At 70.5% G+C, this 23,425-nt stretch carries 18 protein-coding genes; 13 read left to right on the top strand and 5 right to left on the bottom strand.

Annotated features, from left to right (window positions below; translation table 11 throughout):
* Position 1 precedes the first annotated feature (1 nt).
* Entirely contained in the window at positions 2 to 1,003 is a 1,002-nt protein-coding gene (locus BM430_RS16890) for a 4-hydroxyproline epimerase (protein WP_093568407.1), read from the bottom strand.
* 314 nt (positions 1,004 to 1,317) lie between these two features.
* Here BM430_RS16890 and BM430_RS16885 point away from each other — a divergent pair, with 314 nt between their 5' ends.
* The 4 genes from BM430_RS16885 to BM430_RS16870 all read left to right on the top strand — a co-directional run bounded on the left by BM430_RS16885 (position 1,318) and on the right by BM430_RS16870 (position 4,534).
* A complete protein-coding gene (locus BM430_RS16885) occupies positions 1,318 to 2,028 on the top strand; it encodes a carbonic anhydrase (protein WP_093568459.1) in 711 nt (236 codons plus the stop codon).
* Positions 2,029 to 2,080: 52 nt separating this feature from the next.
* Positions 2,081 to 2,347 carry a hypothetical protein gene (locus BM430_RS16880; RefSeq protein ID WP_093568406.1) on the top strand — a complete coding sequence of 89 codons (267 nt, stop codon included), beginning with the start codon at positions 2,081 to 2,083 and terminating at the stop codon, positions 2,345 to 2,347.
* A 202-nt stretch (positions 2,348 to 2,549) separates the two neighbouring features.
* The gene (locus BM430_RS16875; protein WP_093568405.1) at positions 2,550 to 3,821 is read left to right on the top strand and encodes a multidrug effflux MFS transporter; all 1,272 of its coding nucleotides are present in this window, start codon (positions 2,550 to 2,552) and stop codon (positions 3,819 to 3,821) included.
* A gap of 167 nt (positions 3,822 to 3,988) precedes the next feature.
* A complete protein-coding gene (locus BM430_RS16870) occupies positions 3,989 to 4,534 on the top strand; it encodes a DoxX family protein (RefSeq protein WP_093568404.1) in 546 nt (181 codons plus the stop codon).
* A gap of 25 nt (positions 4,535 to 4,559) precedes the next feature.
* Here BM430_RS16870 and BM430_RS16865 read toward each other — a convergent pair whose 3' ends face one another.
* Both BM430_RS16865 and BM430_RS16860 read right to left on the bottom strand, forming a co-directional pair.
* The gene (locus BM430_RS16865) at positions 4,560 to 5,729 is read right to left on the bottom strand and encodes a PAS domain-containing protein (RefSeq protein ID WP_093568403.1); all 1,170 of its coding nucleotides are present in this window, start codon (positions 5,727 to 5,729) and stop codon (positions 4,560 to 4,562) included.
* A 392-nt stretch (positions 5,730 to 6,121) separates the two neighbouring features.
* Positions 6,122 to 6,835, bottom strand: a complete 714-nt coding sequence (locus tag BM430_RS16860) for a response regulator (RefSeq protein WP_093568402.1) — start codon at positions 6,833 to 6,835, stop codon at positions 6,122 to 6,124.
* A gap of 345 nt (positions 6,836 to 7,180) precedes the next feature.
* Between BM430_RS16860 and BM430_RS16855 the strand changes: the two genes are divergently transcribed.
* From BM430_RS16855 to BM430_RS16840, 4 genes are all read left to right on the top strand, one after another.
* Complete coding sequence (locus tag BM430_RS16855; protein WP_244539519.1) at positions 7,181 to 8,272, top strand: extracellular solute-binding protein; 1,092 nt, start codon at positions 7,181 to 7,183, stop codon at positions 8,270 to 8,272.
* Positions 8,273 to 8,394: 122 nt separating this feature from the next.
* Positions 8,395 to 9,306: an alginate O-acetyltransferase AlgX-related protein gene (locus BM430_RS16850; protein ID WP_093568401.1), complete on the top strand. Its 912-nt coding sequence runs from the start codon at positions 8,395 to 8,397 to the stop codon at positions 9,304 to 9,306.
* 649 nt (positions 9,307 to 9,955) lie between these two features.
* Complete coding sequence (locus BM430_RS16845) at positions 9,956 to 11,341, top strand: MATE family efflux transporter (RefSeq protein ID WP_093568400.1); 1,386 nt, start codon at positions 9,956 to 9,958, stop codon at positions 11,339 to 11,341.
* 1 nt (position 11,342) lies between these two features.
* Entirely contained in the window at positions 11,343 to 11,798 is a 456-nt protein-coding gene (locus BM430_RS16840; protein WP_093568399.1) for a MaoC family dehydratase, read from the top strand.
* A 449-nt stretch (positions 11,799 to 12,247) separates the two neighbouring features.
* On the opposite strand, the gene BM430_RS16835 is transcribed toward BM430_RS16840, so the two are convergent.
* Positions 12,248 to 12,802, bottom strand: coding sequence for a sugar O-acetyltransferase (locus BM430_RS16835; protein ID WP_093568398.1), 555 nt, complete (start codon positions 12,800 to 12,802; stop codon positions 12,248 to 12,250).
* Between the two features lie 86 nt (positions 12,803 to 12,888).
* On the opposite strand from BM430_RS16835, the gene BM430_RS16830 reads away from it, so the two are divergent.
* The 5 genes from BM430_RS16830 (at position 12,889) to BM430_RS16810 (ending at position 21,756) form a co-directional block, all read left to right on the top strand.
* The gene (locus BM430_RS16830; protein ID WP_093568397.1) at positions 12,889 to 13,446 is read left to right on the top strand and encodes a TetR/AcrR family transcriptional regulator; all 558 of its coding nucleotides are present in this window, start codon (positions 12,889 to 12,891) and stop codon (positions 13,444 to 13,446) included.
* Positions 13,447 to 13,508: 62 nt separating this feature from the next.
* On the top strand, positions 13,509 to 15,350 hold the full coding sequence (htpG, locus tag BM430_RS16825) for a molecular chaperone HtpG (RefSeq protein WP_093568396.1): 1,842 nt from the start codon (positions 13,509 to 13,511) through the stop codon (positions 15,348 to 15,350).
* Between the two features lie 642 nt (positions 15,351 to 15,992).
* Positions 15,993 to 16,967 (top strand): HpcH/HpaI aldolase/citrate lyase family protein, encoded by a 975-nt coding sequence (locus BM430_RS16820; RefSeq protein ID WP_093568395.1) that lies wholly within the window; start codon positions 15,993 to 15,995, stop codon positions 16,965 to 16,967.
* 381 nt (positions 16,968 to 17,348) lie between these two features.
* Positions 17,349 to 18,575: an efflux RND transporter periplasmic adaptor subunit gene (locus BM430_RS16815; protein ID WP_093568394.1), complete on the top strand. Its 1,227-nt coding sequence runs from the start codon at positions 17,349 to 17,351 to the stop codon at positions 18,573 to 18,575.
* 1 nt (position 18,576) lies between these two features.
* Complete coding sequence (locus BM430_RS16810) at positions 18,577 to 21,756, top strand: multidrug efflux RND transporter permease subunit (RefSeq protein WP_093568393.1); 3,180 nt, start codon at positions 18,577 to 18,579, stop codon at positions 21,754 to 21,756.
* Positions 21,757 to 21,769: 13 nt separating this feature from the next.
* Here BM430_RS16810 and BM430_RS16805 read toward each other — a convergent pair whose 3' ends face one another.
* Positions 21,770 to 23,272 (bottom strand): sensor histidine kinase, encoded by a 1,503-nt coding sequence (locus BM430_RS16805; protein WP_093568392.1) that lies wholly within the window; start codon positions 23,270 to 23,272, stop codon positions 21,770 to 21,772.
* Between the last annotated feature and the right edge of the window lie 153 nt (positions 23,273 to 23,425).

The following is a 23,425-nucleotide window of genomic DNA, read 5'->3' as shown; positions in this document are numbered from 1 at the left end:
CTCAGGCCAATTGAAAGCCGAAGGCGAGGGGGTCGCGCTCGTCGACCAGGATGGTGTTGTGCCCGATCACCCGGGCCCAGCCGCCGATGCTCGGGCGGATGGCGGGGCGCCCGCCCACCTCCGCGTCGCTCTCGACCCGGCCGTGGAACAGCGTGCCGATGATGCTCTCGTGCACGAAGTCGTCGCCGACGCGCAGCAGGCCCTTGGCGACCCGCTGCGCCATGCGGGCCGAGGTGCCGGTGCCGCAGGGCGACCGGTCGATGCCTTTGTCGCCGTAGAACACGGCGTTGCGGGCATGGGCCTCCGGGTGTTTCGGGCGGTCGGCCCACATCACGTGGCTCAGGCCCTGGATGCGCGGATCCTCCGGATGGACCGGGGCGACCGTCCGCTGCACCGCCTCGCGCACGCGCGGGCTCCAGGTCAGGATGTCAGCGGAGCTCATGCCGTCGAGGCCGGCCCAGCCGGGTTGCGGCTCGACGATGGCGTAGAAGTTGCCGCCGTAGGATACGTCGACGACGAGGGAGCCGAGGCCCGGCACCTCGACCCGGACGTCCGCGGCGTGCAGGTAGCTCGGGATGTTGTAGAGCCGGACCTCGTCGACGAAGCGGCCGTTGCGGCGATATTCGACCTCGACCTTGCCGGCCGGGACCTCAAGGGACAGGCGCCCCTCGACGCGCGGCACCACGAAGCCCTGCTCCAGCGCCACCGTGACGGTGCCGATCGTGCCGTGGCCGCACATCGGCAGGCAGCCCGACACCTCGATGAACAGCACCCCGAGCTCGCAATCCTCCCGCGACGGCGGATAGAGGATCGAGCCCGACATCGCGTCGTGGCCGCGCGGCTCGAACATCAGGGCCCGGCGCACCCAATCGTGCTCGGCGACGAAGATCTGCCGCTTCTCGCCCATCGGGACGTTGGGCAGGACCGGCGCCCCGCCGGCGACTACCCGCACCGGGTTGCCGCAGGTATGGGCGTCGACGCAGAGGAAGGTATGCGGGTGCATGGCGGGCAGGGTCTCCGGGAGATCGGGTCCGGGACTGAGGCTCCGCGCCCGGACGGCCCTTCGTCGCAGAAATCGCCGCGTCGTCATAGCGCGTGCCGCCTTCCGCGCAGTTCGCGAGTCGGTGGAGTGAGCCCGGCGCGCCGGCCACGCACGAGGACCGAAGTCTCATCCCGCACCCTCGCCGGGCCAGATGACGCACAGGGAGAAGCGTGACCCAGGGCAACCCGCGGGCCTTTCGCGACGTTCTCGGCATCATGGCGCGGCCCTTGAGCGGGCCCGCGCGGTTGCGGCCGAGAGAGAGGAGGTTGCCGATGATGGACAACATCGTCCAGGGGTTCACCCAGTTCCGCGAGCAGGTGTTTCCGAGCCAGCGCTCGGTCTATCAGCGCCTCGTCCATGACGGCCAGAAGCCGAAGGCGCTGGTGATCTCCTGCGCCGATTCCCGCGTCGTGCCGGAGCTGATCACCCAGGCGGGCCCCGGCGAGCTGTTCGTCACCCGCAACGTCGGCAACATCGTGCCGCCCTTCGCCACCATGATGGGCGGCGTGACCGCGGCGGTCGAGTACGCCGTGATGGCGCTCGGCGTGCGCGACATCGTGGTCTGCGGCCACTCGGATTGCGGCGCGATGAAGGGCCTGCTCACCCCGGGGCTGGCCGAGAAGATGCCGAGCGTCGCGGCGTGGCTGCGCCACGGCGAGGCGGCCCGCAAGATCGTCTGCGACGCCTATCCGGACGACATCGACGACAAGCGCCGCCTCCACGCCCTGGCGATGGAGAACGTTCTCGCCCAGCTCAACCACCTGCGCACCCATCCGGCGGTCGCGAGCGCGCTCGCCTCGGGTCAGCTCACCCTGCACGGCTGGCTGTTCGAGATCGAGACCGGGCACCTGCTGGTCTATGACGGCGAGGCCGGGCGCTTCGTGGTCCTGGCCGAGGAGGACGCGCTGCCGGTGGCCGAGGCCGCGAACGCGCCCCGGCTCGCCGCGGCGGGCGTCGCCAGCCCGGAGGTCCGGGCGGCCGAGTAGGGATGCAGATGGCGGATTGACAGGCGAGGGGCGGCGGGTGAGGACCCCCGGCATGGCCGAGACCCGACCCGACCGCTCCCGCGACGCCGCCTTCGCGTGGATCGCCGCCATCGCCACCCTGGCGACGATCCTCGTCGCGAATTTCGCGCCGGCCCGGGGGCCGGCGCCTTCAGCCGTCATCACCTCGCCGGCCGAGGATCCCGGCTGCCGCGAATGGACCGATTCCTGCCGCGTCTGCACCCGCGGCGCCGACGGAGTCCATTGCTCGACGCCGGGCTTCGCCTGCCAGCGCGAGGCCCTGCGCTGCACCGCCCGCTGAGCCGGCGGAGGGCGGGCCGCGCTTGACGCCGCCGCCGCGTCCTCTGTGAGAGCGTAGCGGGTCCGGCCGTGCCCCGCCCGCCCCTGCGGGGTGCCGCCGCATCGCTGCCATGCCCCGGCCCGCCTTGCGGGTGGCGGCCGCCTTCGGCACTGCTCGCGCTCGGCCGGCCTCCCTTCCCGCGTGCCGGCCTTTCGGGATGATCATGGCGAGCAGCGCGAGCGACGGGGCGAGACCCGTCGAGACAGGCCGGGCCGAAGCGGGCTGGGCCGGGCCCGGCTTCGTCGAGTTCGTGGCCCTGATGGCGCTGATGATGGGCCTGACCGCGGTCACCATCGACAGCTTCCTGCCGGCCTTCCCGGCGATCCAGCGCGACTTCGCGGTCCAGGATCCCAACCGCCTGCAATTGCTGGTCTACGTCTACATGCTGGGCTTCGGCACCGCCCAGCTCCTCTACGGCCCGGTCTCGGACGGGATCGGGCGGCGCCCGGCCCTGATCGTCGGCATCGGCATCTATCTCGCCGGCAGCGTGCTCGCGATGCTGGCGCCGAGCTTCGAGGTGCTGCTGCTGGCCCGCGCCATCCAGGGCGTCGGAGGCGCAGGGGGCCGCGTGCTCGCGGTGGCGATCGTGCGCGACCGCTACGAGGGCCGCGACATGGCCCGGGTGATGTCGTTCTGCATGATGGTCTTCCTCATCGTGCCGATCCTCGCCCCCTCGATGGGCGGCGCCGTGCTCGTTTTCGGCCACTGGCGCCTGATCTTCGGCATGATGCTGGCGCTCGCCCTCGTCACGCTCGCGTGGTTCGCCACGCGCCTGCCCGAGACCCTGCACCCGGCCTTCCGCCGCCCGGTCTCGGCCCGGGCGATCGGGTCGGGCATCGGCGTCACGGTGCGGACCCGCGCGTCGTTCGGATACGCGACCGCGCTCGGCCTCACCACCGGCTGCATCATGGGCTATGTCGGCTCGGCGCAGGCCGTCTTCGACACCGGCCTCTACCATCTCGGGCCGCTGTTCCCGGTCGCCTTCGCGCTGATCGCCGGCGCGATGGGCGTCGCGACGCTGATCAACGCGCGGCTGGTGCGTCGGCTCGGCATGCGGCGGCTGGCGCATGCGGGCACGCTCGGGCTGTTCCTCGCCGCCGGCCTCCAGCTCGCGCTGGTCCTCGCCTTCGCGGGCACGCCGCCGCTCTGGCTCCTGATCGTCACCCTGGCGGCCTGCCAGTTCCTGATGAGCTTCGCGATGCCGAACTTCAACGCCCTGGCGATGGAGCCGCTCGCGGCGATCGCCGGGACGGCGTCGTCGTTCATCGGCTTCTACACCACGCTGCTCGCGGCCTTCTGCGGCCTCCTCGTCGGCCAGTCCTTCGACGGCACCGTCACCCCGCTCGCCATCGGTTACTGCGCCTTAAGCGGCCTCGCCCTCGCGATGGTGCTGTGGACCGAGCGCGGCCGGCTGTTCGGGAGCGGAGCCCGGTAGAGCCGCCTTAACCGGTCCCGCGCCACCGTCCCGGCATCACTCAGCAGCGTTGCACGAGGCAACGCTGCTTCGTTTCCTGTTCTTGCATCATTTTCGCCGCCGAACCGGCGACCACTTCGGCACCGGCCGTTCCGGGCGGCGGAATGATGCATAGGAGGTGGTTCGGGATGGCTGCGCGCAACGACGGAATCCTGCTCGCCGGGCGGCTGCTCCTGGCCTCGTCGCTGCTGCCCGCGGCGATCGGGCGGGCGCTCAACCCATCGGGCTTCGCGCTGACGCTCGCCGGCACCGGCATGCCCTACCCGAACGCGGTCGCGACCGCCTCGGTGGTGATCGGCCTCTTCGGGCCGCTGCTCCTCGCGCTCGGCCTCGTGCCGCGCCTCGTCGGCCTCGGCCTCGCCCTCCACGCGGTGGTGGCGGGGCTGCTGCTGCACCGGTTCTGGGAGTTCTCCGGCGCCGTCGCCCGGGTCGAGCAGGAGTTGTTCCTGGCCCAGCTCGGTCTAGCCGCCGGCTTCGTGCTCTACGCCGTCACCGGTCCGGGCCGCTGGAGCTGGCAGGGCTGGTGGCACGGGGCCGAGCGCGGCGCGATGCCGGACGGCAAGGCGGCCAGGGAGAAGGCCGCGAAGGAGCCTGCCAGGGAGTCCGCGGCGAAGCCCGCCCGCAAGCGCGCCGCCGCTCCCCGCGGACCCCGCCCGGCGAAAGCCGCGGCCTGAGCCTTCGGCCCGGAGGTCGGCCGCGTCAGGCCGACATCCGCTGCTCGCCGGCGCGGCGCGCATTGACGTAGCGGCTGGAGACATCGCAGGCGACCCCGATCAGCCGGGCGCGCCCGTCGGGCGCCGTCACCAGGCTGCCGCGGGCGGAGATCCAGCGCACGTGGCCCTCGGAATCGGCGATGCGGTACTGCGCGTCGTAGGTGCCCTCGCCGCGCAGGGCCGGTTCGAGGCTGGCGAGGACGGCCGGCAGGTCCTCCGGCAGGACCATCGCCAGGAACTCGTCGAGCGGTCCGCTCGTCTGGCCCATCAGGTTCTCGCCGAATTCCGAGCAGGTGACCTCCCGGGTCGCCGGATCGACGTCCCAGGTCATCATCTCGGCCGCCGCGACGGCGAGGCGCAGCCGCTCCTCGCTGGTGCGCAGGGCCTCGGCGGCGCGGACCTGCTCGTCGATGTCGGCCATGGTGCCGACCCACTCGCGGATCGCCCCCTCGGTGCTCTCGAGCGGCACGGCGCGGCCGAGCATCCAGCGATACTGGCCGTTGCGGTGGCGCAACCGGTAGGTCGCGTCGAGGGGGGTCCCGCTCTGGCAGCAGGCCCGCCACAGGGCCTCGACGCCGGCCCGGTCGGCCGGATGCAGGGTGGAGAGCCAGCCGAAGCCCTGGAGCTCGGTGTCGCACAGGCCGGTCCGTGCGCTCAGGCCGAAGGTCTGGATCAGCTGGCCGTCGGGGCTCGAGCGCCATTCCACCGCCGCGCTCGCCTCGACGAGGGCGCGGTAGCGCTGCTCGCTCTCGTGCGCGCCCCCCACGGCCGGGCTCGTCGCCGGGCCGGCGGGCGCGGGCGATCCCGCGGCCGGCAGGATCTGCCGGAAGCTCGGCTCGTAGCGGCCCAGCGGCAGGTCGATGCGCACTTCGAGCGGGCAGGCGGGATCGGCGTAGATCTGCTGCAGGACCTGCCGCAGGCGCCGGGCCTCGACTCGCACGATGGCGTCCGTCGCCGGGTCGAAGCTGGTCGAGCGGCCGAGGGCGTCGGTCGCGATGGTGTAGGATTTCAGCAGGCTGCCGCGCCCGGCCAGGCTCTCGCGCACCACGTAGGCGAGGAAGGCCGAGAGCTGCGGCGATTTCCTGAGCGGCGGCAGGTTCAGCAGGGCGTCCAGGGCAGCGTGGATGTTCTCGGTCCCGATCGCTTCCCGATCCATCGCTCGTACCCACCGTGCCCCGCCCCGCGGCCGATCGGGATTCTCCCGCGATGCGCCCGCGCTCCGTTGCGCCACGATCGATGGTCAATCGATGATGCGAGCGCTTCCCGCCGGCCGATCCGCCACACCATAAGCTGATAAAGCAGCCAATCCCAGTGTCAAGACGTGAACGGTTCCAAGGTCATGACCTAGGGTCAGCATCAGTCAGCAAACTGCCCACCCTCGGCCCGGCGATGACAGGCGGCCGGGTTGGATTCGTTTACCACGCCGCATTGTACGCAGGGGAACGAGGAGAGCGGTACGGTGGAAGTATTGCACGATATTTCCGTCGCGGGGTTTCCGTCGCGATTGCCGAGCGACGCGGCCGCGCGCCGTTCGCCCGGCCGGAAGCCTCAATCGGCCAGAAGCCGCGCGCCCACCACTGCCGCCGCAGCCCGGTTCTGCACTCCGAGGCTGCGCAGGAGCGCCGCCATGTGGACCTTGACGGTGCCCTCGCCGAGCTGGAGGCGCCGGGCGATCTCCTTGTTCGAGCGTCCCTCGACCAGGAGCGCCAGCACGTCGCGCTGGCGCGGCGTCAGGTCGGGGATGCGCGGCTGGCGCCCGTCCTGGCGCCCGTCGGGACGCCAGTCCGGCCGGCCGTCGAAGGCGGGGCCGCGCGATTCGAGCGCCGGGCGCGGGCCGGCGCCGTCCAGCACCGCCAGGGAGGCCGGCACGAAGATCTGCCCGTCGAGGATCATGCCCACCGCCCGGGTCAGCTCGGCCGAGCCGATGCCCTTCGGCACGTAGCCGTGGACGCCGACCTCGAGGGCCGTGAGGATCTTGTTGCGTTCGGTCGAGGCCGAGACCACCGCCACCTTCACCGCCGGGAAGCACTCGCGCACCGCGCTCAGGCTCCCGGGCCCCTCCATGCCGGGCATCGCGAGATCGAACAGCGCCAGGGTCACGGCCCCCCGGCGCGTCGAGAGCTGGTCGAGGGCGGCATCGAGGGACCCGGTCTCGACGACCTCGGCGAAGCCGAAGCTGCGGGTGAGGATCGCCACCACGGCGAGGCGGAAGAAATCGTCGTCATCCGCGATCAAGGCGACTGGCGGAGTCGGTTGGGTCATACCGTGGCGTCTCTGGAAACGGTCCGTGCGGACATCATCCTAGAGCAAGTCGGGGGCGCGTGGGTACCCTCCCGGCACGGAACAACTGGCAATATCAACGACCTATCGCATCGTTCGGCCCGAACCGGGAGTTGCCGCAAGACCATGCCGGATATCCGGCGGCCGGTTTCCCGCGCGGCAGGGCAGGGAAGAGCACGACAGGATCCGGGTTGCGGCCTGCGGCGCGTCACCGCATCGTCGTCGGGGGATTCTACGCCAAGGGATGCATGGCCGAGGGATGCATGCGTCGAGGCGAGGACCGGGGCAAGGATCCAGGCACGGGACCGTTCGGGGAGAGGGAGCGCGATGCGCAGGCTGGCATCGTCGGGCGGCAGACGAGGGCGCGGGAGCGGAGGATGGGGCGCGGCGGCCGGCGGCGTCCCCTCCCTCGTCGCCGGCTTCATGGCAGCGGTCATGGCGTTCTCGGCGCCCGCTGCCGCGGCGGAGCGCACCCGGCTCGTCACCTACACCGCCCTCGAGCCCGAGCAGCTCGACCCGATCCGCCGGGCGATCGAGGTGGCGGTGCCGGAGGTCGAGATCGTCTGGCAGCGCGCCTCGACCGGGATCATCACCGACCGCGTGCTCGCCGAGCGCGCGGCGCCGCAAGCCGACCTCCTCCTCGGCATCGCGGCCACCAGCCTGCTGCAATTCGAGGCCGCCGGCCTGCTCGATCCGTACCGGCCCGCCGGCGTCGAGGCGCTGCGGCCGTTCTTCCGCGATCCGAACCCGCCCTACAGCTGGACCGGCATGGACGCCTATCTGGGCGTCGTCTGCTTCAACACCGAGGTGGCGGGCCGGGACCGGATCACGCGCCCGAGCTTCTGGCGCGACCTGCTCGGCCCCGCCCTGAAGGGGCGGGTCGTGATGCCGGACCCGGCGGCCTCCGGCACCGGCTACCTCCTGGTCGCCGGCTGGCTCCAGACCCTCGGGGAGGAGGCGGGCTGGGCCTACATGGACGCGCTGAACGAGAACGTCGCCGCCTACCTGCCGACCGGCTCGGGCCCGTGCGAGGAGGCCGCCGCGGGCCGCGCCGCCGCCGGCCTCTCCCTCGACATGCGGGCCGCCGCCGAGAAGGCGGCGGGCGCCCCCCTCGACATCGTGGTGCCGGTCGACGGCACCGGCTGGGAGGCGGAGGGCTTCGCGGTCGTGGCCGGCCGGCCGAACCGGGCGCTCGCCCGGCGGGTGGCGGACTGGGCCGCGAGCCGCGAGGCCAACGCGCTTTACGCCCGCAGCTTCGCCATCGTGGCCTATCCGGGCGTCTCCAGCCCGGGCCCGCTCTACCCGCCCCACGCCGAGGCGCGGATGATCCGCAACGACCTCGAGTGGATGGCGCGCAACCGGTCCCGCATCCTGGCCGAGTGGCACCGCCGTTACGGCGCCAAGGTCCGCCGGCCCTGATCCACCGACGCCGATCCGCGAGGGCGGATCCGGCGTCCGATCGCCTTTCTTTTTCCGCTCCGCCGTAGCAGACCCCCTCGGGTGGCGGATCTCCCCTCGCGGGGCCGCGAGCAGGGAAGCGGATGTATCACGCGGGCAAGGACGGCTGGCTCTTCCTCACCGGGGGCACCAACGAGGTCGCGGACCAGTACCGCCGGATCCGCCCGATGGACCGGGTGCTGCGCCTGTGGCGCCGGCAGATCCACCGGCGCATCCGCCGCTGCGAGAGCCTCGGCAGCCGCTACCTGCACCTGGTGGTGCCCGAGAAGCTCAGCATCTACGAGGACCGCTTCGACGGCCTGACCCTCGACCCGCGTCTCGGGCCGGCCCGCCGCCTCGGCACCCTGATGCGCTGGTCCTGGCCGGGGCGCCGGGCCTGGATCGACCTCGTCGGACCGATGCGGGCCCGGCGGGACGAGAATCTGCACTACCGGACCGACACGCACTGGAACATCCACGGCTGCCTGCTCGCCTACCGGCTGTTCTGCCGGGCCTGCGGCGCCACCGCGCGCACGGACTTCCTGGCGCGGCCGTTCGACGAGTTCGACGCCGTGCTCGACATCGGCAACAAGCTCGACGCGCCGCCCCTCGAGACCGTGCGCAACTACCGGCTCTTCCGCGATGCCGAGCGGGTCGGCGGCGGCCGCCTCATCGACGCCCACGCCGCCGCCGGCCGCCTCGGCGAGCTGCATAGCGGCGCCCACGCGGTCTACCGCAACGCCTCCCCGGAGGCCGATCCCCGCACCCTGGTGCTGTTCGGCGATTCCTGCGCCAACTTCTCCGAGAACGGTCTGACGGCCATGCTGGCGGAGACCTTTCGCGAGGTCCACTTCATCTGGTCGTCGAACCTCGACTGGGGCTACGTCGAGCGGATCCTGCCCGACCTCGTGCTCTGCGAGCAGGTCGAGCGCTTCCTGCCGCGGGTGCCGGAGGACGATTTCGACCTCGCCTCCGCCGAGGCGGAGCGGCTGGCGGCTCTGGGGGTGGTGGCGTAGCGGCGCGGGGAACCGCAGAAACCTGGCGCGACCCCGTCTCCGCCGCCTGTACGCGCCCGGCGCGGCACACCAATATGGATCGTGCCTGAAGCGTCCCCGGATACGAGGGGCCGAGCACCCTTCGATCGGAAGCGAGGAGACGGAACAGGATCCTGGATGCCAGGGATGCTATCGCAAACGGGAAACGCTGGATCCCGCAGAGGCCGCTTGATTGTCTCGACAGTCTTGACACCCTCCGGGTCATTCCGGGGCCGCGAAGCGGAGCCCGGAATCCAGAGCCGCGGAGAGTTCAGGATCAAGCTGAGGATGTTCTGCTTCAGTCTGCACCACCTGAGTGTCTGGATTCCGGGCTCCGCTTCGCGGCCCCGGAATGACCCGCAGCATGATGAATCGGTAGAGGCCAAACGAAAGAGCGGGGAGTCCCCGCCCCCTGCCGAGATCGCTGTGGCGAAGCGAGAGGAGATCCGGAAAAGAACGGGCTTGCACGAGGCGCCGGATCGGCCGAGCACGCCCGCGAGCCATCGTCCCTTACCGTATCCAGGCGCGAGCCGCCTGCCACCTTCCGGCTTGACGAGAAACTTGCATATGCCACTAATCACGCAGCGCCGGATCCGCCGGCCGCACTGACTTGAACGAGGAGTGCCGCCCGATGGACGCGCGCACCCACCGCCTGCTCCACGCCCCGATCGGGCCGACGCTCCTGCGCCTCGCCGCACCGAACGTCGTCGTGATGCTGGTCCAGGCCCTGGTCGGGCTGATCGAGACCGCCTTCGTCGCCGGGCTCGGTACCGACGCGCTCGCCGGCATGGCGCTGGTCTTCCCGGTCCTGATGCTGGTGCAGATGATCTCCGCCGGCGCGATGGGCGGCGGCATCCTGTCGGCGGTGGCCCGCGCGCTCGGGGCCGGGCGGCGGGCGGAGGCCGACCGGCTGCCGTGGTACGCCGCCGCCATCGCCCTCGTCCTCGGTCTCCTCACGACGATTCTCGACCTCGCCTTCGGGCCGGCGCTCTACCGGGCGATGGGTGGGGAGGGCGCCTCGCTCCAGGCGGCCACGACCTATGGCGGCGTGGTCTTCTGCGGCGCGGTGCTGGTCTGGCTGTTCAACGCGCTCGCGGCGGTGATCCGCGGCACCGGCAACATGGCGCTGCCGGCGATCGTCATCAGCGTCGGCGCCGCCGTGCTGGTGCCGCTCTCTCCCGCCCTGATCTACGGGGTCGGACCGATCCCCGGCCTCGGCATCGTCGGCGGCGGCGTCGCGGTGCTGGCCTACTACGCCGCCGGCTCGGTGGTGTTCGCCCACCACCTCTGGGCCGGGCGCGGCCTGCTGCGACCGAGCTCCCGCCCGCCGCGCCTCGCCTGGGCGCCGCTGCGCGACATCCTGCGGATCGGCGCCGTCTCGTCGATCGTCAGCGCCACCACCAACGTCACCATCGCCGCCGCCACCGCCTTCGCGGGTGCCGCCGGCCCGGCGGCGGTGGCGGGGTACGGCACGGGCGCGCGGCTCGAATACCTGCTGGTGCCCCTAGTCTTCGGCCTCGGCGCCCCGATTGGCGCGATGGTCGGCACCTGCATCGGCGCCGGCGATCGGGCCCGCGCCCTCAAGGTGGCCTGGACCGGGGCGGCGATCGCCGGGGGCCTGACGGAAGCCATCGGCCTTGCCGCCGCCTTCTGGCCGCTGCCGTTCCTGAGCCTGTTCGGCCACGACCCGCAGATGCTCGCCACCGGCAGCCGCTACCTCCACCTCGTCGGGCCGTTCTACGGCTTCGCCGGGATCGGGCTCGCCCTCTACTTCGCCTCGCAAGGGGCCGGCCGGGTCGGCTGGCCGCTCGTGGCGGGGCTCGCCCGCATGGCTGTGTCGATCGGCGGCGGCGTCCTGGCTCTGCGCCTCGGCCTCGGGCTCGACGGGGTCTTCCTCGCGCTCGGCCTCGGCCTCGCCGCCCTCGGGCTCATCAATGCCGGCGCGGTCGCGGCCGGGGCATGGTTTCGCGGGGAGCGGGCGCCGACGCCCGCCCTCGTCGCAGCGGGAGGGGAGTAGGATGACGCGGGAGCTGTTCCTCGACGACCTGATGCCGGGCCAGGTCTACGGCTCGGGCGAGACGACCGTGACCGAGGCCGACATCGTCCGCTTCGCCGGGGACTTCGACCCGCAGCCCTTCCACCTCGACGCCGAGCGGGCCAAGGCGACGTTCTTCGGCGGCCTCGCGGCGAGCGGCTGGCACACCGCGGCGCTCACCATGCGACTCCTCGTCGACAGCGAGATGCGGCTCGCCGGCGGCATCATCGGTGCCGGCATGGACGAGTTGCGTTGGCCCAGGCCCCTGCGCCCGGGCGACACGATCCGGCTCGAGAGCGAGGTGATCGAGGTGCGCCCCTCCCGCTCGCGGCCGAGCCAGGGGCTGGCGAAGGTGCGCACCACGACGTTGAACCAGCACGGCGAGGCGGTGCAGGTGCTGGTGGCGAATTTGCTGGTGGTGCGGCGGCCGGAGGGGTGAGGAGCTGACCGGCAGTGTTACGCATCATCCCACCCACGACCTCATCCTGAGGTGCCGGCCGATCGAAGATCGGTTGGCCTCGAAGGAGGCCTCCAGGGATCGCGGAGAGTTCTGGAAGCCTCCTTCGAGGCTCACTTCGTTCGCACCTCAGAGCCTGTTTGAGTTGGCCGACCGCATTGAAACCCTCGATGTCATCCCGGGGCCGCGGAGCGGAACCCGGGATCCATAACCGCTGACGATGCAGAAGACGTCGGAACGCGTTCCGCTTCACCCTGCACCGTCAGCGGCTATGGATCCCGGGTTCTCGTCTTCGACGGGCCCCGAGATGACGTCGAGAGATGTCGGCCTGTATGCAGATCGTTCGGCGCAACGGCTCGAACAGGCTCTCAGGACGAGGTAGTGAATGGGATAAACCTTGATCTGTCGCGCAGGTTTCGGCGCGACCTCTGCTAGCCCGCCGCCCGCACCCGCGCCGGATTGCCGACCGCGACGCCCCCCGCCGGCACGTCGCGGGTGACCACGCTGCCGGCCCCGATGATCGCGTCGTCGCCGATCGTCACGCCGGGCAGGATCATCGCGCCGCCGCCGATCCAGACATTCGCCCCGATCATGACCGGCCGGCCGAATTCGAGCATCTGCTTGCGCTCAGCCGGATCGCGCGGGTGGTCGGCGGTGAGGATCTGCACGCCCGGCCCGATCTGCGTCATGTCGCCGATCGTCACCTGCACCACGTCGAGGATGCAGCAGTTGAAGTTGAGAAAGACGCCGCGGCCGAGGCTGATGTTGTAGCCGTAGTCGCAGAAGAAGGGCGGGCGGATGTTGCAGCCCTCGCCGACCCGGGCGAAAGCCTCCGCCATCAGCGCCTGCCGCTCGGGCTGGCTCAACGTGTTGCTGGCGTTGTAGCGGTCCATCCACGCCGAGATGCGCCGGTTGTCGGCCGCGAGCTCCGGATCGTCGGCGATGTAGAGCTCGCCGGCGAGCATCTTCTGCTTCTGGCTCGTCATGGTCCCTCGCTGTCGGTTGGCATTCGGCCGCGATGCGTACATATGTACATATCGCGGCCGAATGCCAACCCGCTCGTGAGACCCGCTTGCCCGCCCCGACCCGTCGCTACGATCCCGACCGCCGCGCCCGCATCCTGCGGGCGGCCCTCGACACGATCGCCGCGCACGGCGTCGCCGGCACGACCCACCGGCGGATCGCCGCGGCGGCCGACGTGCCGCTCGGCTCGATGACCTATCATTTCGCGAGCCTCGACGACCTGCTGACCGAGGCCTTCACGCTCCTCGCCGACGACGTGTCGGCCCGGTTCACCGAGCGGCTGGCGGCAGCCGGAACCCGCACGGAAGCCTGCGAGGCGGTGGTCGACCTCGTCGTCGACGACGGCTGGGCCACGCCCCGCAACCTGCTCCTGAGCTACGAGCTCTACGCCTACGCCGCCCGGGTTCCGACCCTCAGGCGTGTGATGCAGGGCTGGATGGGCAAGAGCCGCGCGGCTCTGGAGCAGCACTTCTCGCCCGCGACCGCGCGGGCCCTCGACGCGATGATCGAGGGCCTGTCGATCCACCGCTCGGTCGATCTCGCGCCGGCCGGCCGCGACGAGGTCCGGGCGATCGTCGCCCGCCTGACCGCGCCCCCGCTTCCTTGAAAAGCGGCGCGGCGCCCCGCATATCCGCCCGCGACGATTTGTTCCCAACGGAGAACCGACACGTGAGCGAGACTGTGGAGCGGCATTCCTTCGGCGCCGAGGTCGGGCGCCTCCTGGACCTCGTGGTCCACGCCCTCTACTCCGAGCGCGAGATCTTCCTCCGCGAGCTCGTCGCCAACGCCGCCGACGCGGTCGACCGGCGCCGGTTCGGGGCGCTGACCGATTCCGCCCTGGCGCTGCCGGCGGACGCCAAGGTGCGGATCAACCCCGACAAGGCGGCCCGGACCCTGACCATCTCGGATCCCGGGATCGGTATGGGCAAGGACGAGCTGGCGCAGAACCTCGGCACCATCGCGCGCTCGGGCACCCGGGCCTTCAGCCAGTCGCTCGCCGACGCCAAGCCCGAGGAGCGCCCGAGCCTGATCGGCCAGTTCGGCGTCGGCTTCTACTCGGCCTTCATGGTGGCGGACCGGGTCGAGGTCACCTCGCGCAAGGCCGGCTCGGACGAGGCCTGGACCTGGGCCTCGGAGGGGCAGGGCGAGTACACCCTGGCGCCCGCGACCAAGCCCGAGCCCGGCACCGACATCGTGCTCCACATGAAGGCCGATGCCGAGGAGTACCTGGAGCCGCTGCGCCTCGAGACCATCGTGCGCAAGTGGGCCGACCACATCACCGTGCCGGTGACGCTCCTGCGCGACGGCGAGGAGGTGCCGGGCACCAAGGGCACGGCGCTCTGGCGCAAGCCGAAGTCCGAGGTGACCGAGGAGGAGTACACCGAGTTCTACCGCCAGGTCGCGCACGCCTTCGACAAGCCCTGGGCGACCCTGCACTGGCGGGCGGAAGGCCAGCTCGAATTCACCGCGCTCCTGTTCGTGCCGGGCATGAAGCCCTTCATGGCGGTCGAGGAGGAGCGCGAGAGCAAGGTGCGCCTGCACGTGCGCCGGATGTTCATCACCGACGAGGCCGGGCTGCTGCCGTCCTGGCTGCGCTTCGTCAAGGGCGTGGTCGACACCGAGGACCTGCCGCTCAACGTCTCGCGCGAGATGCTGCAGGCCACGCCGGTGCTGGCCCGCATCCGCCGCGCGGTGACCGGCAAGGTGCTGTCCGAGCTGAAGACCCGCGCGAAGGACGCGGAGAGCTACGCCACCTTCTGGCAGGCCTTCGGGCCGGTGCTGAAGGAGGGGCTGTGGGAGGATGCCGAGCACCGCCAGGACATCGCCAGCCTGCTGCGCTTCCGCTCCTCGACCGTCGAGGGCTGGACCTCGCTCGCCGACTACGTCTCGCGGATGAAGCCGAACCAGGAGGCGATCTACATCCTGGTCGGCGACGACACCGAGGCGCTGAAGCGCTCGGCCCAGATCGAAGGCTTCTCCGCCCGCGGCCTCGAAGTGCTGCTGCTCTCCGACCACGTCGACGCGTTCTGGCCCGAGCGGATGGACACGTTCGAGGGCAAGCCGATCCGCAGCATCACGCAGGGCGGCGACGACCTCTCGGCCTTCGAGCCGGAGGTCTCCGAGGGCGACGCCCCGGCCGACCTCGCCGACCTGCTGCCGAAGCTGAAGGAGGCGCTCAAGGACGACGTCTCCGACGTCAAGGCGAGCCAGCGCCTCGTCGACAGCGCGGTCCTGCTCTCGGCCCCGGCCTTCGGGCCCGACCTTCAGATGCAGCGCCTCCTGCGCCGCGCCGGCCGCGGTGCCGGCGGCGGCATGGGCGGCCAGCCGGTGCTGGAGCTGAACCCGCGCCACCCACTGATCCGCCGCATCGCAGAACGTGCGGCGGCGGGCGAGGATGTGGGGGAGGCGGCCCAGACGCTGGTCGACCTCGCCCATGTCCAGGGCGGCGATCCGCCGCGCGATCCGGTCGCCTTCGCCCGGCGCGTGGCGTCGGCTCTGGCGCAGGGGTGAGACCGGCCAATTGCGAAGTGGGAGGGGGCGGGGAGCCTCCTCTCTCGGAATTCAGGTGATTGAGACTCTGAAGGAATCCAAACCAACAGGGTCATTCCGGGGCCGCGCAGCGGAGCCCGGAGTGCCAGAGGCACGCCCAGAACCGCGGATGGTTCAGAATAAATCTTGGACCGCCCCGCCTTCTTCTGAGCCACTTGAGTTTCTGGATTCCGGGCTCCGCTGCGCGGCCCCGGAATGACCCTGTGTGTTTCAATAGCGTTGAAATAGAATGAAGGAGTTGCTGATCTAAACCCAGGCAACGGCTTCTCCTCTCGCACGACACACGGCCGTGGCGTGAGACTCGCCGAATCGTCTCTCCTACCTGCGACCTCCTCCCACCCCGACCCGAGCGCCCTGGCCTATTGGGGCATTCCGGCACCCGGGCGAAGCGGTTATCCTTCGCTTGCAAGTACTGCCTGGACACCAGTCCCACCAGGATGGCCCCGTCACCATGACCGGACGCATCCCGGACGGCAGGAGATGCACCCGCACCAGCATTGTCCCCGACTAACCCGTCGACGAGCGGGACGAGGGGAGCCCCCAACCTTCTGGTATGGTGTCTTCCGCAAAGGAATTCCGAACAATCGCCAGGGAGGAACCCCGATGAGCTTCACTCTCGTCCAGCAAGCCACGCCGCGCCTGCATCGCTCCGAGCTGGCGGTGCCGGGCTCGAACCCGACCTTCATGGAAAAATCGGCGAAATCCACCGCCGACGTGATCTTTCTCGACCTCGAGGATGCGGTGGCGCCCGACGACAAGGAGCAGGCGCGCAAGAACATCGTCCAGGCCCTCAACGACATCGATTGGGGGAAAAAGACGATGATGATCCGCATCAATGGCCTCGACACCCACTACATGTACCGCGACGTGATCGACATCGTGGAGGCCTGCCCGCGCCTCGACATGATCCTGATCCCGAAGGTCGGCGTCCCACAGGACGTCTACGCCATCGACGTGCTGGTGACGCAGATCGAGCAGGCCAAACGGCGCGACAAGAAGATCGGCTTCGAGGTGCTGATCGAGACGGCGCTCGGCATGGCCAATGTCGAGGCGATCGCCCAGTCCTCGAAGCGCCTGGAGGCGATGTCCTTCGGCGTCGCCGACTACGCCGCCTCCCTGCGCGCCCGCTCGACCGTGATCGGCGGCGTCAACCCGGACTACTCGGTGCTCACCGACAAGGACGAGGCCGGCGGGCGCCAGACCCACTGGCAGGATCCGTGGCTGTTCGCCCAGAACCGGATGCTGGTCGCCTGCCGCGCCTACGGCCTGCGGCCGATCGACGGGCCGTTCGGCGATTTCTCCGATCCAGACGGCTACCGCTCGGCGGCCCGGCGCTGCGCGGCCCTCGGCTTCGAGGGCAAGTGGGCGATCCACCCCTCGCAGATCGATCTCGCCAATGAGGTCTTCACCCCGAGCGAGGCCGAGGTGACCAAGGCGCGACGGATCCTGGCGGCGATGGAGGAGGCGGCCAAGGCCGGCCGAGGCGCCGTCTCCCTCGACGGCCGGCTCATCGACATCGCGTCGATCCGCATGGCCGAGGCGCTGATCGGCAAGGCGGACGCCATGGCCCGCGCTTGAGAGCCTTCTCCGGCGGCATCGATCGCATAAAGCCGGCCGACATCTCTCAACGTCATCCCGGGGCTCGCCAAAGGCGAGAACCCGGGATCCATAAACGCTGGGGCTGCCAGACCGAGCGGGACCGCTTCCGCCTCTTCCTGACGTATCGGCGTTTATGGATCCCGGGTTCCGCTGCGCGGCCCCGGGATGACGGGGAGGGGATGATTACCCGCGCTGGCGGGAGGGCAGGCCTGCCCGCCGCGCAGAAACGACGCACGGTCCTCGCATACTGCAGAAACAGTCGAATGTCATACGCCTGAAGCATGCTGGTCCGCGCAACCGCTTCGGCGGGTCGGACATTTGTCTTCGGGCCGGCTCCGGACTTGTGGAAGCGCGCGACCGATGAGATCAGAACAGGGCGCTGGACGACAAAAGCGCCGGCGCGGTGGATGGCTGCTGGCCCTCGTGATCGTGGCGGGGGCGGGCGGCGCCTATGCGTGGCAGACCCGCCATCAGCCTGAGAGCGCGAAGCCCGCTGTGCGGGCGCCGGCCCCGGTGCCGGTGACCTTCGCCCAGGTCGAGCAAGGCCCGTTCGCGGTGGTGCTCGGCAGCCTCGGCACGGTCCAGGCCTACAACACCGTGCAGGTGCGCAGCCGGGTCGACGGCGAAATCCTGAAGATCGGCTTTCGCGAGGGCCAGGTGGTGAAGAAGGGCGACCTGCTGGCCCAGGTCGATCCGCGCCAGTACCAGGCCGCCCTCGACCAGGCCAAGGCGAAGAAGGCCCAGGATGAGGCCAACGTGAAGAACGCCAAGGCCGATCTCGAGCGCTACACCAAGCTCGGCGACTACGCCTCGCGCCAGCAGACCGACACCCAGGCCGCCACGGTGAACCAGCTCACCGCCCAGATCGCCGCCGACCAGGCGGCGATCGACAACGCGGCGACACAACTCTCCTACGCGACGATCCAGGCGCCGATCGACGGCGTCACCGGCTTCCGCCAGATCGACGTCGGCAACATCGTAAACGCCGCGCAACAGACCGCGATCGTCACCATCACCCAGGTCGAGCCGATCTTCGTCGTCTACACCGCGCCCGAGGAGCAATTGCGCGAGGTGACGAAGGCGCTCGCCGCCGGTCCGGTGCCGGTCGAGGCCTGGAGCACCGACGGGTTGACCCGGCTGTCGGAGGGCCGCCTCGACCTCGTCAACAACCAGGTCGACACCGCGACCGGCACGGTGCGGCTCAAGGCCTCCTTCGCCAACAAGGACCATGCCCTGTGGCCGGGCCTGTCGGTCTCGACGAAGATGCGCACCGGCACGATCCCCGACGCCGTCACGGTGCCGGACGACGCGGTGCAGCACGGGCCGAAGGGGCTCTACGCCTTCGTGGTCGACAACCAGAGACACGCTCACATGCAGGCGATCGGCGTCGGCCGCTCCACCGACGGGCGCACCCAGGTGACGAAGGGGCTGACTCCCGGCCAGACTGTGATCTGGCGCGGCCAGTCGCGGGTGCAGGAGGGAGCATTGGTCGCCGAGGCCAAGCCGGCGGCAGCCGAGGGCAAGCCGGCAGCCCAGGAAGCGCGCCAAGCGGACAACGCCGCCCTGGCTTCGAGCGAGGCGCGCTGACATGCAGTTCGGATCCGGACAGGAGAATGCCGCGCGGACCGGCATCTCCGGCTACTTCATCCGCTTTCCCGTCGCGACCTCGCTCATCATGGCGGGGATCCTCTTCATCGGCATCGTCGCCTACCCGCTGCTCGGCGTGGCGCCGCTGCCGCAGGTCGACTTCCCGACGATCCAGGTGACGGCGCAGCTGCCCGGCGGCAGCCCGGAGACGATGGCCTCCTCGGTGGCCCAGCCGCTGGAGCGCCAGTTCGCACAGATCCCGGGCGTGAGCCAGATGACCTCGACGAGCGCCCTCGGCATCTCGTCGATCACGGTGCAGTTCGACCTCAACCGCAACATCGACGCGGCCTCGAACGACATCCAGGCGGCGATCAACGCCGCCGGCGGGCAATTGCCCAAAACCCTGCCGAGCCCGCCGACCTACCGCAAGGTGAACCCGGCCGATTCGCCGATCCTGCTGCTCTCGGTCACCTCCGACACCCTGCCGCTGATCGAGGTCGACGACGCCGCCGACGTGCAATTGGCGCAGCGCATCAGCCAGGTCTCGGGCGTCGGCCAGGTGCTGATCGGCGGCCAGCAGAAGCCGGCGGTGCGGGTGCAGATCGACCCGGCGAAGCTCGTCGCCAAGGACCTGTCGCTCGAGGACGTGCGCACCCAGCTCTCGATCACCACGGTCAACAGCCCGAAGGGCAGCTTCGACGGCGCGACCCGCAGCTACACCGTCTACGCCAACGACCAGCTGACGCTCGCCAAGGACTGGAACGACGTCATCATCGCCTACCGCAACGGCGCCCCCTTGCGGGTGCGCGACATCGGCACGGCGGTGGCTGGGCCGGAAGACACCAAGCAGGCGGCCTGGGCCAACGGCCAGCGCGGCGTGTTCCTGGTGATCTTCAAGCAGCCCGGCGCCAACGTCATCGAGACGGTGGACCGGATCAAGGCCGAATTGCCGCGCATCACCGCCTCGCTGCCGGCGGGCGTGAAGGTCCAGACGCTCAGCGACCGCACCCAGACCATCCGCGCCTCGGTCGAGGACGTGCAGTTCACGCTGCTGATCACCATCGCGCTCGTCGTCGCGGTGATCTTCGTGTTCCTGCGGTCGGTCTGGGCGACCATCATCCCGAGCGTGACGGTGCCGCTGGCCTTGCTCGGCGCCTGCGCGCTGATGTGGATGGCCGGCTACACCCTCGACAACCTGTCCTTGATGGCGCTCACCATCGCGGTCGGCTTCGTCGTCGACGACGCGATCGTGGTGCTGGAGAACATCGCCCGCTACGTCGAGGAGGGGATGAAACCGATGCAGGCGGCGCTCAAGGGCGCCGGCGAGATCGGCTTCACCATCGTGTCGATCTCGGTCTCGCTGATCGCGGTGCTGATCCCGCTGCTGTTGATGGGCGGCATCATCGGCCGGCTGTTCCGCGAGTTCGCGGTCGTGCTGTCGATGACGATCGGCGTCTCGGCTTTCGTGTCGCTGTCGCTGACCCCGATGATGGCGTCGCGCTTCCTCAAGGAGCACAACGCCGAGCATCACGGAAAACTCTACCGCTGGAGCGAGCGCGTCTTCGACGGCATGCTGCACGCCTACGAGTCGGCGCTCGACGTGGCGCTCCGCCACCACGTCGTCACCTTCCTGACCTTCCTCGGCACGGTGGCGCTCACCGGCTACCTGTTCGTGATCATCCCGAAGGGCTTCTTCCCGCAGCAGGATACCGGCCTGATTCAGGGCATCACCGAGGGCGGGCAGGACATCTCGTTCTCCGCCATGGAGGACCGCCAGCGCGCGGTCGGCGCGGTGATCCAGGCCGATCCGGACGTGGCGAGCGTCGCGATGTCGATCGGCGGCAGCGGCCAGGCGCTCAATTCCGGCCGGATGTTCATCACGCTGAAACCGCGGGACGATCGCGAGGCGAACGCCTTCCAGATCATCGACCGGCTGCGGCCGAAGCTCGCGCAACTGGAAGGCGTGAAGGTCTTCCTCCAGGCCGCGCAGGACGTGCGGACGGGGGGACGCTCCTCGCGCACCCAGTTCGAGTACACGCTCCAGGACCCGAACCTCGACGAATTGAACACCTGGTCGCCCCGCCTCCTCGACAAGCTCAAGACCCTGCCGGAATTGCGCGACGTCGCCACCGACCAGCAGACCAGCGGCACGACGCTGACCCTGTCGATCAACCGCGACGCCGCCTCGCGCTTCGGCATCACGCCGCAACTGATCGACGACACGCTCTACGACGCGATCGGCCAGCGCCAGGTGGCGCAGTACTTCACCCAGCTCAACAGCTACCACGTGGTGATGGAGATCCTGCCGGCGCTCCAGGGCAACCCGGATTCGTTGCGCAACATCTACGTGAAGTCGCCGACCACCGGCGGGCAGGTGCCGCTCGCCGCCTTCGCCACCTGGACCACCGAGCCGGTGCGCCCGCTCTCGATCAGCCACCAGGGCCAGTTCCCCTCGGTGACGATCAGCTTCAACCTCGCCCCCAACGTCGCCCTCGGCCAGGCGACGAATGCGATCGACAAAGCCGCCAAGGAGATCGGCGTGCCGGCGACGCTCGCCACCGGCTTCCAGGGCACCGCGCAGGCGTTCCAGCAATCGCTCTCGACGGTGCCGCTCCTGATCGCCGCCGCGCTCGTGGTGGTCTACCTGATCCTCGGCATCCTCTACGAGAGCTACATCCACCCGCTGACGATCCTCTCGACCCTGCCCTCGGCCGGCGTCGGCGCGCTCGCGATGCTCTTGTGGTTCGGCTACGATTTCAGCCTGATCGCGCTGATCGGCATCATCCTGCTGATCGGCATCGTGAAGAAGAACGGCATCATGCTGGTCGACTTCGCGATCGTCGCCGAGCGCCACGAGGGCATCGGGCCGGAGGAGGCGATCCGCAAGGCGGCCCTGCTGCGCTTCCGCCCGATCCTGATGACCACGATGGCGGCGCTGCTCGGCGGCATCCCGCTGATGTTCGGCACCGGCACCGGCTCGGAGATCCGCCAGCCGCTCGGCTACGCCATGGTCGGCGGCCTCGCGGTGAGCCAGGTGCTGACGCTGTTCACCACGCCGGTGATCTACATCTACCTCGACAAGCTCGCGACCTTCCTGTCCGGCGGCTCGCACGGGCCGCACGGCGAGGAGGACGCGCCGGAGGAGGAGGCGCCGCCGCGCTTACGCGAGGCGGCGGAGTAGGGGCGCAAGTCCCTCATCCGGGCGGCGCCATCGGAGGTTCGCCGCCCGCGGCCCGATGCGTCGAGACCGGCAGCGCCATGGTGCAGTGGACGCCGTCCGCCCGCAGCGCGTAGGTCGTCTCGGCGCCGAGCTGGTAGGGGAGCACCCGCTCGATCAGCTCGCGGCCGGATCCGTTTTCCCGCGGGGTGGCCGGCATCGCGACGTGGCGCTCGCGCCAGTCGACGTGGAGCCAGGGCTCGGGGCGGCGCGCCACGCGCCAGCGGATCTCGAGCCGCCCGCCTGCTTGTGAGAACGCCCCGTACTTGATCGCGTTGGTGGCGAGCTCGTGCAGGGCGAGCGCGAAGGTCTGCACCGTGGAGGAGCGCAAGGCGACGCCCGTCGGCCCGTCCAGGGTGACGCGGCCGGCATCGCCGTTCAGAGCCGCCAGCTCGATGCGCAGCAATTCGTCGAAGGTGACGCGCTCCCCCTCAGCCAGGCGCGACAGCAGGTCCTGGACGCGGGCGAGGGCGGCCAGGCGGTCGCTGAAGCGGGTGCTGAAATCGGCGAGGTCGGTCGAGCGCGCCATGATCTTGTCGGCGAGGGCGCGGAGCACGCCGAGGAGGTTGCGGGTCCGGTGCTGCAGCTCGGCGACCAGGGCCTGCTGGCGCTCCTGAAGGACGCACAGGTCCTGGATGTCGATGGCCGCGCCGAACCAGTGCGTGATGGCTCCGTCCAGGCCACGGATCGGCACGTGCCGCACCAGGTGCCAGCGATAGGCGCCGTCGGTCCGGCGGATGCGCTGCTGGCGCTCGACCGGCGTGCCTGTCGCGTAGGCGTGGGCAAAGGCCGCCCGGGTCGCCTCGACGTCGTCGGGATGGATCGCGTCGAGCCAGCCGTCATCCTGGATATCGGAGCGGTCCTGACCGGTATAGGACCGCCAGCGGTGGTTGATGGCGGTGTTGTTGCCGTCCGCATCGCACCACCACAGCATGGCCGGGACGAGCTCGACCGTCAGCCGCAGGCGCTCCTCGCTGTCGCGCAGAGCCCGCTCGGCCTCCTCGCGCCGCCGGTCGGTGAGGATGCGCCCGGTCGTTTCGGTGGCGATGTTGAGGATGCCGCCAACCGACCCGTCCGCCAGCAGGATCGGATCGAAGCTGAAGCTGAACCAGGCATCCTCGATCCGGCCGGCGCGGTCGAGCGGGAGGCGGCGGTCCCGGACCTGGGCGGCACCTTGGCCGGCGAGAACGCCCGCGAGCATCGGCCCGATCTCGGCCCAGATTTCCGGAAACACCTCGCGCGCCGGCCGGCCGAGGGCGATTTCGTGCTTCGCGCCGACGAGCCGGCGCCACGCGTCGTTGAAGACGAGGGCGAAATCGGGGCCCCAGTAGAGGCCGATCGGGGTCGCCGCCGGGAGAATGAGGTCGATGGCGGCGCGCAGAGGCGGCGGCCAAGCCTCGACCGGCCCGAGCGGCGTCGCGGACCAGTGGTGGTCCCGGATGCGCCGGGCCATCTCGCTGTCGCCGGACGGCCAGGTCATGACGGCATCACCGCGACGGTCCGATCATGACGACACGTCCTTCCGCCCCGCTCACTCCGCCGGACAATGGGTCCTCTCGTCGACCGTGGTACGACGGTCGTCGGGCGACGCTTACGATCCCCGGCCGGGCAACCCGCGTCCAGGCCGCGATAT

Origin of the sequence: Methylobacterium sp. 174MFSha1.1, from assembly GCF_900116815.1 — a bacterium.
GTDB lineage: Bacteria > Pseudomonadota > Alphaproteobacteria > Rhizobiales > Beijerinckiaceae > Methylobacterium.
The sequence above is the reverse complement of the archived record's forward strand: the minus strand, read 5'-3'. Positions and strand labels throughout refer to the sequence as shown.